This is a genomic window from Actinoplanes sp. SE50/110 (assembly GCF_900119315.1).
Lineage (GTDB): Bacteria > Actinomycetota > Actinomycetes > Mycobacteriales > Micromonosporaceae > Actinoplanes.
Map to the genome: position 1 here is coordinate 5,139,268 of NZ_LT827010.1, position 11,890 is coordinate 5,151,157.

An 11,890-nucleotide genomic window follows, 5' to 3' on the forward strand; every position below is an offset into this window, starting at 1 on the left:
CGTGCCGGTGTGTGGAATACGCAGCGCTGGTTCGCCTCCGTCCTGGTCGCCATGGTCGTGCTGGTGCTGGGCGCCTCGGTGGTCGGCGCGCACCTGCTGAACCGGACCGCCGCGGTCTCCAACCGGCTCAGTGACCGGATCTCGCCGGCCCGCACCGCGGTGGTGCAGCTCGACGGGGCGTTGCGCGAGCAGGAGGCGGCCGTGCACGGTTTCCTGCTCAGCGGCGTCACCGACTTCGCCGACTCGTATCAGCAGGCGGTCGGTGCCGAACGGCAGGACGAGGCGCGGCTGCGGGAGCTGATCGACGACCAGCCGGCCGCGCTGGCCGACCTGACCGCGGTCGAGGAGCAGGCCGCCACCTGGCGCGCCACGGTCGCCGAGCCGCTGATGCAGGCGGCCACGACCGGCACCGGCGACGCCGTGCGGGCCCGGGCGGCGTTCACCTCGGTCCGGACCCGCCTCACCGACCTGGACAACCGCCTGGTCGGGGCGCGCGCCGCCGGGCGGGACGCGCTGAGCGAGTCGCGCCGGATCCGCGACGACGTCTTCCTCACCCTGATCGGCGGGCTCCTGCTGTTCATCGTGGCGATCGGGGTGCTGCTGCGGCTGATCGTGCTGGGCCCGCTGGCCCGGCTCGGCGGCGAGGTGCGCCGGGTGGCCGGCGGCGACTTCGAGCACCGGGTGACCCCGCGCGGGCCGGCCGACGTGGTCGCGCTCGGGCACGACGTGGAGGCGATGCGGGAGCGGCTGGCCGACGCGCTCGCCGAGAGCCGGCAGCAGCAGGTCACGCTCAGCCGGGTGAACGCCGACCTGGAGCAGTTCGCCTACGTCGCCTCGCACGACCTGCAGGAGCCGCTGCGCAAGGTGGCCTCCTTCTGCCAGATGCTGCAGCGGCGGTACGGGGAGATCCTGGACGAGCGTGGCCGCAGGTACGTCGAGTTCGCGGTCGACGGCGCCACCCGGATGCAGCGACTGATCAACGACCTGCTGACCTTCTCCCGGATCGGCCGGGTCTACGACGGGTGGGAGCCGATCGACCTGAACACGGTGCTGGACCGGGCCGAGGACGCGCTGGCGATCACCATCGGCGAGACCGGGGCGCAGATCGTCCGGCCACAGCTGCCGACCGTGCCCGGCGACAGCACGTTGCTGAGCATGCTGTGGCAGAACCTGATCAGCAACGCGGTGAAGTTCCGGCACCCGGACCGGACGCCGCGGGTGGAGATCACCGTCGAGCCGGACGGCGACCTGTGGGCGTTCACCGTCACCGACAACGGGATCGGGATCGACGCGTCGTACGCCGACAAGATCTTTGTGATCTTTCAGCGGCTGCATCAGCGCGACGCCTATCCGGGCACCGGCATCGGCCTGGCCATCTGCAAGAAGGTGACGGAGTTCCACGGCGGCACGATCGCCCTGGACCCGGAGCACCGCGACGGCGCCCGGTTCGTGGTCACGCTGCGCCGGGACCGGGCCGGGGAGTGACCACGACGCGGAAGGTCGCCAGCGTCGGGTCGGCGGCGTCGGGCAGGGTCATCCCGGCGGCCAGGCCGGCCCGCAGATAGTCGACCACCTCCGGGGTGAAGCGCTCGCCCGGCAGGACCGCCGGGACGCCCGGCGGATAGGGGCTGATCATCTCGGCGCTGATCCGCCCGGCCGGGTCGGCGACCTGCTCGGTGCGGGCGAAATAGGCCTCCCGCGGGCCCATCGCCTGCTCCAGGTTCAGCTTCTCCAGGTCGGGGAGGTGCGGGGCGGGCCGATCCGCGGCCGGTGGCTTGGCCGCCAGCTCTTCCAGCGCCTCGGTGAGACGGTCGATCGCGGCGTCGTCGTCGGCGTACGTCAGCGAGCAGACCACCCGGCGGGCATCCCCGAGCTGCACGGTCAGCCGCTTCTCCGCCTGCAACCAGTCCCGCGCCTGGTATCCGGTGATGCCGAGCCCGGACACGTCCACGCTCAGCTTGAGCGGATCCCACTCGGCCACCCCGTCCTCGTGCACGATCGAGGCGTCCATCACGGTCAGGCCGGGCGTCTGCCGCAACCGTTCGCGCAGCCGGTCGGCCCGGTCGAGGGCGGCGTCGAGGATCCGCTCCCCGCTGGCCACCATGTGCCGGCGGAAACCGTCGATCGAGCCGTAGAGCAGCGCGGACGGGCTGGTCGTGGTGATCAGGTCGAGGCGCAGCCGCACGTCGACCGGGTCGACCAGGTCGCCGCCGAGCAGGATCACCGAGGCCTGGCAGAGGCCGCCGCCGGCCTTGTGCAGGCTCTGCACGACGAGGTCGGCGCCGGCCCGCACGGCCGCTGTCGGCAGGCCGTCGTGGTAGGCGAAGTGGGCGCCCCAGGCCTCGTCGACCAGCAGCGGGATGCCCCGCTCGCGGCAGAGTGCGGCGATGCCGCCGACGTCGGCCCCGCACCCGTACTCGGTCGGCGTGATGATCAGTACGGCACCGATCTCCGGGTCGGCGTCGAGGGCGGCCCGGACGTCCCCGGTGGTGGCCGGGTGCGCGATCTGCCGCCGGTGATCCCAGCGCGGGCGCAGCCAGACCGGTTCGGCACCGGCCAGGATCAACGAGGCCGCCACCGACTTGTGCACGTTGCGGTCGGTGAGGACCTTGCGGCCGGGGCCGGTCATGGCGAGCACCGCGGTGTGCATGGAGATGCTCGACCCGCAGGTGGTGAAGACCGCGTCGCGGGCGCCGGCCGCGTCGGCGTACAACGTCTCGGCCGCGCCGGCCGCCTCCTTCGCGGTGATCACATCGGCCGCGAAGGCCCCGCGGGACAGCACCCCCGCGGTCCGTTCGTCGATGCCGCGGCCGAGCCGGTGGCCGGGCAGCGCGAAGGTGATGTCGCCGGCGTCCCGGTACTGCTCGATCGCCGCGAGAACCGGTGCTTCGTCCTGATCCATGGCATCCCGGATACCATGCCGTGAGCGGGTGAAACGGGCCGGCCGCGGAAACCCGTGACCGGCCCGTCGCGGTGCTCAGGAGGTGATCGACCAGAGCTGGCAGGTGTTGTTCAGCCACATCCACAGCCGGGCCGGGGTGCCGTCGGCGGTGCCGCAGTTCTGGTTGTCGAGCACCATGCCGCTGTTCTCGACGACCAGTTCGTACTTCCCGTTGCCGGCCGGGATGACCGCCCACTGCTGGCAGGTGTTGCCCAGCGACTGCCACAGGTCGACCGCGGTGCCCAGTGCCTGGCCGCAGTTGACCGCGTCCAGGGTCCTGCCGGCGTTGACGTTGGTGATGGTCCACCGGTTGGCGCCGACGCTGGTGAACCGCCACTGCTGGCAGGTGTTGCCCAGCGAGGTCCACTGCCGCACGGGGGTGCCGTTCGCGGTGCCGCAGTTGGTCGCGTCCAGCACCTTGCCGCTGGTCACGTTGGTCAGCCGGTAGCTGGAGCCGCTCACCGGGAAGGTCACGCTCTTGGTGTAGCCCACCGCGACGATGTTCGCCTGGACCGCGTTCTCCGTGGCGTCACTCGGGTAACCGCTGGTCATCACGCCCTCGAAGAACGAGCCGACCGAGCCGTTGCTGTTGTCGCCGCCGATGCCCAGGATGATCGCGCCCTGCTTGGTCATCGGCTGGTAGCCCGCCTGGGTGGGCAGCGAGCCGTTGTATCGGGTCGCCAGGCTGCCCGACTGCGCGTTGCCGTCCTTGATCGCGTACGTCGTGGTGCCGTTGTTCTTCAGCATCGCCGTCACGAACGCGCTGCCGCGCCCGGTGTTGGTCGTGTTGACACCGTTGCCGCCGGCGAAGAGGCCGTTCTCCAGGTCGGCCTGGACCCGCGGGCCACCGGCACACGGCGTGAACCAGCACTCGGTGCCGAAGTTGATCGCGTCCATGTCACCGTTGCCGGTGTCCCTGTTGTTCGTCTCGGCGTTGCCGTAGTCGAAGCAGCACCGATCGTTGACGTGGGTGCCCTCGGTGACCATGTACATCCCCTCCGGCTGGCTGCCGGTGGCGACGCCGCTGGTGGCGTTGTTGCGGTAGCCGTTGCCGGCCGAGAGGTAGATGCCGTACACCTGGTGGCCGCCCGCGGTGATCGGCAGCGCGGCCGCGTTCGCGCCCTGGTCGGCGGTCGGGTTCGCACCGCCGCCGGGGGCGATGGTCAGATCGTTGTGCTTCGACGTCTGGTCGTAGATCTTGACGATCGTGCAGTACGTGCCGGAGCAGAACGAGTCCTGCGCGGCGGCGTTCGCGTAGCCGCCGGCGCCGAGCACACCGATGGTGCCGGTCGCCCCGTCGGACCAGCGCTTCACCTGGTAGAGCGGGCCGCTGTAGGCGCCGAACAGCGCGCGGGTGGTGCTGTGCGCGGCGACACAGGGGGTTCCGCCGCCGGCGTAGATGTCACAGGGGAGGGTGCCGGCGGCACTGGCCGTGCCGGGGCCGGCGACCAGCGCGGTCGCGGTGAGAACGGCCGCAGCCATGACGGTCAGCAGTCTTCGGAGCATGAGGACGGACCTTTCGCGTACGTGGACGGCAGCGGCCAGTCACCTGCCACTGTCGCCGGGGATCACGGGGTTGTGAAAGTTAACATCGATTTTCATGGGTGTTACGGCGATGTCAAGGGGCATTTTTCCGGCTGGACTCGGTACGAATGTGAGCGTTAACGGCAGAGAGCGCTTCCGCGGCCGGAGATCGTCGACGACGAGGGTGCTGCGATCGCCGCGGCGGGCACCGATGAAAACCTGTGGCCCGCCGGCGCACCCGAAGCGATCATGACAGCGTGAAGCAGTACCGGGACCTCGGCGACCCTCTCGACGGAGCCGACGTCGTCCTCATCGGTCTGTTCTCGGCCAGGGAGAAACGGTACGAGACCACGCTCGACGAGATCGCCGCCCTGGTCGAGGCCCGCGGTGGCCGGGTGGTGGCCCGGTACGTCCAGCGCCGGGGCGCCTCCGACCGGTGGAAGCGGCGTCCCGGCGGGTCGCGGCGCATGTCCCAGCCGTTCTCCCGCCGTACCCTGCTGACCCACGGCAAGGTCCGCGAGATCGCCCGGGCGTGCGCGGAGGCGGACATCGACGCCGCGGTCTTCGTGAACACCCTGACGCACCGCCAGCGCAGCGTCCTGGCCGGGATCCTCGGCTGCCTCATCGTGAGCGGCGACGACCTGTCGATCCCTGGCGGAACCGGCTAGCCCGTCCGCCGCATCGGCGCCGGCGAGGTGCCGGGCCGGTCGGCTGCTCTCCCCGCTGCCCGGCCTGACGTGCTGACCTGCACCTGAAGGGCCGATCGCGACGGTACTGTCGCTGTGGAGACGATTCGACGGAACGCGACCGGCACGCCCAGAAAGATCCGACAACGATGGTCAAGACCACCGAGGAACCACAGCCGTGGACCGCCGCGACCGCCAGCGCGTCGCTCGGCGGCGGCCCGGCCCGGACCTGCCGGGTCTCGCGGGAAAGCGACGGCACGCTCCGGCTGAGCCTCACCGGGTTCGCCATGATCGGTGTCGACGTGGCCCTGCTCTGGACACAGAACGGTGCCGGCTTCAGCATCATCGGCACGGTGGTGCCCCCGCCCGCCGGCGCCGTGCCCGGCGTGTACATGCGGGTGGACACGAACATGGGCGCTGTCGACCGGCGCCGCTCCCGGCGCGTCTCGGTGCAGGTCCCGGTCGTGCTGATCCTGCCGTCGGGTCAGATGTTCCCCGGTCTGGCGATCGACCTGTCCCTGGGCGGGGCACGCGTCATCGTCGATCTCGACGTCGACGACCTCGGCGAGGAAGCGCTGATCGACATGGTGGACGGGCTGGCCCCCGGCCAGTCGGTCACCCTGGAGATGCTGCTGCCGGACGGCCCCGCGGACATCAACTGTCACGTGCGCGGCAGCGACGAACCCGGCGACGTCCGCCTGGTGTTCGTGGACGTGGACGCCGAGGTGCACCGCCGGCTCGACGCCTTCCAGAAGACCCAGTGACTCCGGCGGACGCCGGTGGACTCGCGACCGCGGGTCAGGGCAGGGTGACGACCTGCGCGGCGTACGAGAGGCCGGCGCCGAAGCCGACGAGCAGGGCGGGACCCGTCGTGTCCGGCAGTGCCGCCATGGCCTGCGGGATGGAGGCCGCGCCGGTGTTGCCGTTGGTCGTGATGTCGGTGGCCACCCGCACGTGCGGGCCGAGTTCCAGTGCCTTGGCGGTGGCCGAGATGATGCGCAGGTTCGCCTGGTGCGGGATGAACGCCGCAAGGTCGTCCGCCGAGATGCCCGCCGCGTCCAGGGCGCGCCGGGCCAGGTCGGGAACGACGGCGGTCGCCCAGCGGAAGACCTCGGGCCCGGCCATGCGCAGGATGCCTGCCTCGTCGTACTGCAGCAACGCGCTTCCGGAGCCGTCGGCGCCCCACACCACCGGGCCGATCCCGCACGTCTGCGCCGGACCGATGACCACCGCGCCCGCGCCGTCGCCGAAGAGGAACGCCGTGCCGCGGTCATGCTCGTCGACGATGTCGGTCATGCGTTCGGCGCCGACCAGGACCACGTAGCCGGCGGAGCCGCTGCGGACGAGCGCGTCGGCGGTCGCCAGCGCGTACGGGAATCCGGCGCAGGCCGCTGCCAGATCCATCGCGGCCGCCGGGGTGGCTCCCAGCGCGTCGGCGACCAGGGGTGCCACGGTGGCCGCGCGGCCGCGGTGGGACATCGTCGCCACCAGGACGGCCGACACGTCGCACGGATCGACGCCCGCGCCGGCCAGGGCCTTGGAAGCGGCCGCCGCGGCCATCATGACCAGGTCCTCGTCGGGAGCGGCGCGGCGGCGCGACTCGATGCCACAGCGGCGGCGGATCCACTCGTCGCTCGAGTCGATCAGGGCGGCGATCGCCTCGTTGCCCACCTCGGTGCGCGGGCGATACGAGGCGACGCTCAGGATGCGCGATCCGGGATTTCCGGCACGGCGCTGCAAAGGTGGGGCCATGACCAGCAATCCAAGCATGTCCGGCTGGGTGCCCTCCGGTTGAGAAGTTCCTCGCCGGTAACCAGGCGTTCCAGCAGGCGCGGTGCGCGCAGACCGGTGCCGGGCTCGGATAGGGTCGGGTCCATGTCCGAGCCCGCAGACGTGCCACCGGAGATTCTCGGGCGGCTGCGGGCGATCTGCCGGGGGCTGCCCGAGACGTATGAGGAGCCGGCCTGGATCGGGGTCCGCTGGCGGGTCCGCAGCCGGACGGTCGCGCACGTCTACGTGCCCGACCTGGAGCGCAACCCGGCCTATGCGCGGCATGCCGTCGGCGGCGAGGCGCCGACCGTGATCACGTTCCGGGTGCCCGCCGCGGATCTGCTCGGCCTGACCGCGGCGGGCTTTCCGTACTTGCGCGCCCCCTGGGGGGCCAACGTCGCGGCCGCGGTCCTCGGGGAGCACACCGACTGGGACGAGATCGCCGAGTTGCTCACCGACAGCTACGGCGAGCAGGCCCCGAAGTTCCTGGCCGCCCGGGTCACGCCGGGCGGGGCGCCCCGCCCGGCGGTGTGAGCAGGCGGTCCCCCTGGTTTGGGCCGCGCGCCTGAGGCCGGCGACGGATCCACTGCCCGCGACTTCAGGAGCAGGCGCGCCAGCGGTTCTCGTGGCGGGCGTCGGCCAGCGGGCGGCGGTGGCGCCAGCCGTGGCGTTCCAGGTCGGGGGTCTCCTGCAGGCGGCTGACCGGGCCGAGGCAGAGCCAGGCGACCGGGCGGACGGCGGGCGGGATCCCGAGCAGATCCCGCAGGAACGGCTCGCGGTAGAAGGAGACCCAGCCGACGCCCAGGTTCTCGGCGGTGGCGGCCAGCCACAGGTTCTGGATGGCCAGGCAGACCGAGTAGAGGCCGGCGTCGGCGATCGCGTGGCGGCCCAGGACGGCCGGGCCACCGCGCCGCGGGTCGTAGGTGACGACGACGGACAGGGTGGACTCCAGGATCCCGTCGATCCTGATCCGGGCGAAGCGGGTGGCGGCCGCGCCGTCGAGGGTGGCGGCGAACACCTCACGCTCGTGACACACGTGTTCGTGGAACGCCTCGCGCAGGGCGCGGTCGCGGACGATCAGGAAATCCCACGGCTGGGACAGGCCGACACTGGGGGCGGCGTGTGCGGCGGTCAGGATGCGGTCGAGCACGGGCGGCGGCACCGGGTCACCGGTGAACTCGGCGCGGACGTCGCGGCGGCGGTGGATCACGTCGTACAGCGCCATCGGAAGTTGATCTTGATCGTGCATGTGGGCAGGCTCCCGCTGCTCAGGCCCGGAGGGGGCCGATGGGCGCGAGGCCGGTCTTCGGACTCCCGGATCGACGCCTCACCGCCCGCCTTCCCGGCCGGCCGGCCAGTGGCTGCGCTCACGCGCGTGGGCGGCGGCTCCCCGGTCACCGCGGCGGGCCCGTGCCGGATTCACACCGGCTTCCCAGATTCTCCCCGCCGTCGCCGGTGGGGCACCTCGCAACAAGTTCGTGCCACCCGAGACGCTACCGTCCCACCGACCGCCAGACGCGCTCGGCCCAGTCCCGGTCGGCCGGGTCGTCATACCTGCAGGTGACGGCGATGAGATGACCGGGCTTCGCCACGTAACCGTAGAACTCGTGCTGCTCGCCGGCATCCAGGCAGAACGCGCGACGGACCACCTCACCGTCCCGCTCGGTGAGCTCACCCGCACGCTCGTCCGGCAGCATCCCGCTCATCTCGGCGATGCCGGTGTCCGGGGCGAGCCCGGCCGGCAGGGTGAACGGCTCCACCTGCACCGTCCGGCCCGGCCCGACGAAGCGCAGGACGTCGGCCGCCTGAACCCGCAGGCCCGCGGTGCGCTCGACGGACCAGTCGGCGGTGACCGGCTGCCGGACGGCGACCGGCAGCGGGTACCCGATCCTGCTGAGCACGTCGTCCCGGTCCCACACCTCGGTCAGGACGCCCGGACGGCGTTGACCGCCGACCGGCCACCGCACTTTCCCCGACCCGGCGTCGCCTTCCCGGTCACCGTCGGCGCGGTGCCGCCGGGCCCGGCGCATCCCCCGGTGCAGACCCTGGTGCCGGTCAAGGACAGCGGTGGTCGTGATCGGATCGCGTGTCACCGGCCGCGCCGTCGACTGACGACTTCGCGGCCGGTGCCGGCTTGCCGTGGGTCCGACCGGGCTGTCACCCTCGGGCGGCGACCTTCGGGGCCGGGGTCCTGGCGAAGAGCCACTCGACCGTCACGGTGGCCGACAGCCGCTGGCGGCCGGGTTCGATCGGGACCGGTGAGTCGGCGGGGAACATGGCGGAACTGACCGCCCGGATCTGGTCGCCGGGGGCCGGCAGGTCCGGGGCCGACTCGGTGACCTTGACGACGCGGCCCAGGGGCCGGCCGGCCTGCTTCGCGTACGCCTCCGCCTTCCCCTTCGCGTCGGCGAACGCCCTGCTGCGCGCGGTGGCGAGCAGCGCGCTGTCGTTCTCGATGCTGAACGAGACGCCGTTGAGCCGGGCCGCGTCACCGCCGGCGGCGATGGTCGCGGACAGGATCGCCCCGGCTTTCGGCAGGTCGCGGATTTCCGCGGTGATCCCCTGGTCCACGGTGTAGCCGGTGGCCTTGCCGTCGTTGTCGCGCGCCTGGTTGACGTCAACGCTGGAGGTCAGCAGGTCGGTGCGGGTCAGTCCGGCACGCAGGAGCGCGTCGCGCATCCGGGTGGCGGCGGTGTCGGCCCGGTCCAGCGCGGCGGCGACCGTGGGCGCGGTGGTCTCGACACCGAAGTTGGCGGTCAGCAGGTCGGGCTCTCCGTACACCTCACCGACGCCGGTGACCTGGACACTCTCCCAGGACGGATCGGATGCCGAGGCGAACGCCGGGGCGGCCGGCAGCATGCCGGTGAGCGCCAGGACGGTGGCCGGGATCACGAAGCGGGACTTGATCATCTCGCCACTCTTCAGGCGGACGGCACCGGTCGTACGCCGATCGAACGGTCTTCACCCAATCGAAGGCAGGCGGGTCGCCGGCTGCGTCAAGCCGTGAAGCGCCGGCCGGTGCTGGTCAGGACGGTGAACCCAACGGCGGTCAGGAAGCCGGCGTACCCGTCCTCCCCCTCGTCGGCGTAGTCGAGCAGCCGGGTCGTCCCGCCCAGGTCCAGCCAGTCGGCGGCCTGCCCGAGCAACCAGCTGCCGACCCCCCGACGGCGGCAGGCGGGCTCGATCCACAGGTTCCCGACGTCGGCCCAGCAGCCGGCCCGGGACATCCGCGGTCCGCCGTCCAGGTCGGTGTCCACCTCGATGTAGCCGATCTGCTCCGCACCGCGCAGCGCGGCGATCCGGGTGCCGGTCCCGCCGACCGTGCGTCGGGTGGTCAGGCCGGGCAGCGGCACGGCCTGCCGGGCCAGGTCCGCGACCCGCGCCAGGTGCACGGTCTCGGTGCGGCCGGTCTGCCGGAAACCGGCCCGCTCATAGATTCCCCGCACATGAGGCCATTGCGCCGGTACGCCGTACACCCCCGGGGCGGGCAACCCACCGTCGGCCAGACGCCGCGCCACCCCCCACCGCCGGAACAGCGCGTGCCCGGCCAGCGCGAGGGCGTCCCCCGCGTCCACGTGCTCCGGACGACACACCAGCCAGCGGATCTCACCGGCGTCCCGGTAGTCGCCGGCGCCGTCGTACCGCAGCAGATGAGCGGCCGCGACCACCCGCTGCCGTTCCTCGGCGACGATCGTGACCCGCGCCGTCACCCACGGATCGACCACGGTCTCGCCGGGCTCGCGTTCCAGCTGGCTGAGCAGGGTCTGCACGGACACCGACAGCCCCGGCACGACGGCGGCGACGTGGGCGTTGACCAGGGCGGTGACCTGCTCGCGATCACCGCGGGCGAACGGACGGATCTGCATGGCGGACCTTCCCGGCGCATGACGAAGGGGGCGATCCGCGACCGAGCGGTACCCCCACACCGTACCGCAGGCCGGCGGCCCGGGGCTCGCCCGCGCTATGCCCGCACCGGCGTGGTGATCCGCTCGTGCAACCGGTCGGCGGCGGCGTGCAGCGCCTCCTGCATGCCGGTGCTGCCGGTGTGCCCGGAGTCCTCGATGACGATCAGTTCCGCGTCGGGCCAGGCCCGGGCGAGCTCCCACGCGGTCAGCACCGGGCTGCCGAGGTCGGCACGGCCGTGGATCAGGACACCGGGGATGCCGGCGAGTCTGCCTGCGTCACGCAGGATGACATCGTCGTCGAGGAAGCAGCCGTTGGCGAAATAGTGCGAGCAGATCCGGACGAAGGCGACCTTCGCGTCGTCGAGCCGGTTGCTGTATTGGCCGGGCTTGCCGTTGTGCTCCATCGAGATGACCGCGTCCTCCCAGGCCAGCCACTCGGTCGCGGCCCGCTGGCGCACGTGCGGATCAGGATCTTCGAGCAGGTGCGCGTACGACGCGAGCAGCCCCTCGATCGGCGGCTCGGTGTCGGTCGGCAGCCGGTATTCCGCAGCCCCGGCGAAGTCGCGGAAACGCGCCCACGCCTCCGGGAAGACCCGCCCGATTCCCCGGTAGAGCCAGTTCAGTTCGGACCGCCGCCCGGTGGTGACGCTGACCAGTTGCAGCCCGCTGACCCGGTCGGGGTGCCGCTGCGCGTACGCCAGGGACAGCGTGACCCCCCACGAGCCGCCGGACACCAGCCACTTCTGCACCCCGAGGTGCTCCCGCAGCCGCTCCATGTCGGCGATCAGATGCTCGGTGGTGTTCCGGCTCAGGTCCGCCGCGGGGTCGCTGGCGTGCGGCGTGCTGCGCCCGCAGTTGCGCTGGTCGAACAGGATGATCCGGTGCCGCTGCGGGTCGAACGACCGGCGCATGCCCACCGAGCATCCCGACCCGGGCCCGCCGTGCACCACCAGCGCGGGCAGGCCGTCCGGGTTGCCGCAGGTCTCCCAGTACACGGCGTTGCCGTCCCCGGTGTCGAGCATTCCGGTCGCGTACGGCTCGATCGGCGGATGTGCCATGGCGTC

General features: G+C 72.2%; 12 protein-coding genes and 1 riboswitch. Of the genes, 4 read left to right on the forward strand and 8 right to left on the reverse strand.

Annotated elements, in window-relative coordinates:
* Positions 1-9: 9 nt before the first annotated feature.
* Entirely contained in the window at positions 10-1,485 is a 1,476-nt protein-coding gene (locus ACSP50_RS23070; RefSeq protein ID WP_155123594.1) for an ATP-binding protein, read from the forward strand.
* Here the strand turns inward: ACSP50_RS23070 and ACSP50_RS44845 are convergent.
* Positions 1,454-2,902 (reverse strand): aminotransferase class I/II-fold pyridoxal phosphate-dependent enzyme, encoded by a 1,449-nt coding sequence (locus ACSP50_RS44845; RefSeq protein ID WP_014691690.1) that lies wholly within the window; start codon positions 2,900-2,902, stop codon positions 1,454-1,456. The two genes, ACSP50_RS23070 and ACSP50_RS44845, sit on opposite strands and share 32 nt — an antisense overlap.
* Positions 2,903-2,977: 75 nt before the next feature.
* The gene (locus ACSP50_RS23080) at positions 2,978-4,447 is read right to left on the reverse strand and encodes an arabinofuranosidase catalytic domain-containing protein (protein WP_014691691.1); all 1,470 of its coding nucleotides are present in this window, start codon (positions 4,445-4,447) and stop codon (positions 2,978-2,980) included.
* Between the two features lie 275 nt (positions 4,448-4,722).
* On the opposite strand from ACSP50_RS23080, the gene ACSP50_RS23085 reads away from it, so the two are divergent.
* Both ACSP50_RS23085 and ACSP50_RS23090 read left to right on the forward strand, forming a co-directional pair.
* A complete protein-coding gene (locus ACSP50_RS23085; protein WP_014691692.1) occupies positions 4,723-5,133 on the forward strand; it encodes a hypothetical protein in 411 nt (136 codons plus the stop codon).
* Between the two features lie 167 nt (positions 5,134-5,300).
* Complete coding sequence (locus tag ACSP50_RS23090) at positions 5,301-5,915, forward strand: PilZ domain-containing protein (protein WP_014691693.1); 615 nt, start codon at positions 5,301-5,303, stop codon at positions 5,913-5,915.
* Positions 5,916-5,949: 34 nt separating this feature from the next.
* Here the strand turns inward: ACSP50_RS23090 and ACSP50_RS23095 are convergent, their stop codons facing one another.
* Complete coding sequence (locus ACSP50_RS23095) at positions 5,950-6,903, reverse strand: beta-ketoacyl-ACP synthase 3 (protein WP_043515167.1); 954 nt, start codon at positions 6,901-6,903, stop codon at positions 5,950-5,952.
* Between the two features lie 123 nt (positions 6,904-7,026).
* Between ACSP50_RS23095 and ACSP50_RS23100 the strand changes: the two genes are divergently transcribed.
* Entirely contained in the window at positions 7,027-7,455 is a 429-nt protein-coding gene (locus ACSP50_RS23100; RefSeq protein WP_014691695.1) for an MmcQ/YjbR family DNA-binding protein, read from the forward strand.
* 64 nt (positions 7,456-7,519) lie between these two features.
* Here ACSP50_RS23100 and bluB read toward each other — a convergent pair whose 3' ends face one another.
* The 5 genes from bluB to pip form a co-directional block, all read right to left on the reverse strand.
* Entirely contained in the window at positions 7,520-8,146 is a 627-nt protein-coding gene (gene bluB / locus ACSP50_RS23105; RefSeq protein ID WP_043511996.1) for a 5,6-dimethylbenzimidazole synthase, read from the reverse strand.
* A 54-nt stretch (positions 8,147-8,200) separates the two neighbouring features.
* A riboswitch (cobalamin riboswitch) is annotated at positions 8,201-8,404 on the reverse strand.
* A gap of 10 nt (positions 8,405-8,414) precedes the next feature.
* Positions 8,415-9,014 carry a hypothetical protein gene (locus ACSP50_RS23110; protein ID WP_043511999.1) on the reverse strand — a complete coding sequence of 200 codons (600 nt, stop codon included), beginning with the start codon at positions 9,012-9,014 and terminating at the stop codon, positions 8,415-8,417.
* A gap of 64 nt (positions 9,015-9,078) precedes the next feature.
* Positions 9,079-9,831, reverse strand: a complete 753-nt coding sequence (locus ACSP50_RS23115; RefSeq protein ID WP_014691698.1) for an SIMPL domain-containing protein — start codon at positions 9,829-9,831, stop codon at positions 9,079-9,081.
* Positions 9,832-9,917: 86 nt separating this feature from the next.
* Positions 9,918-10,787: a GNAT family N-acetyltransferase gene (locus tag ACSP50_RS23120; RefSeq protein WP_014691699.1), complete on the reverse strand. Its 870-nt coding sequence runs from the start codon at positions 10,785-10,787 to the stop codon at positions 9,918-9,920.
* A gap of 95 nt (positions 10,788-10,882) precedes the next feature.
* A complete protein-coding gene (gene pip, locus ACSP50_RS23125) occupies positions 10,883-11,884 on the reverse strand; it encodes a prolyl aminopeptidase (RefSeq protein WP_014691700.1) in 1,002 nt (333 codons plus the stop codon).
* Positions 11,885-11,890: the final 6 nt, after the last annotated feature.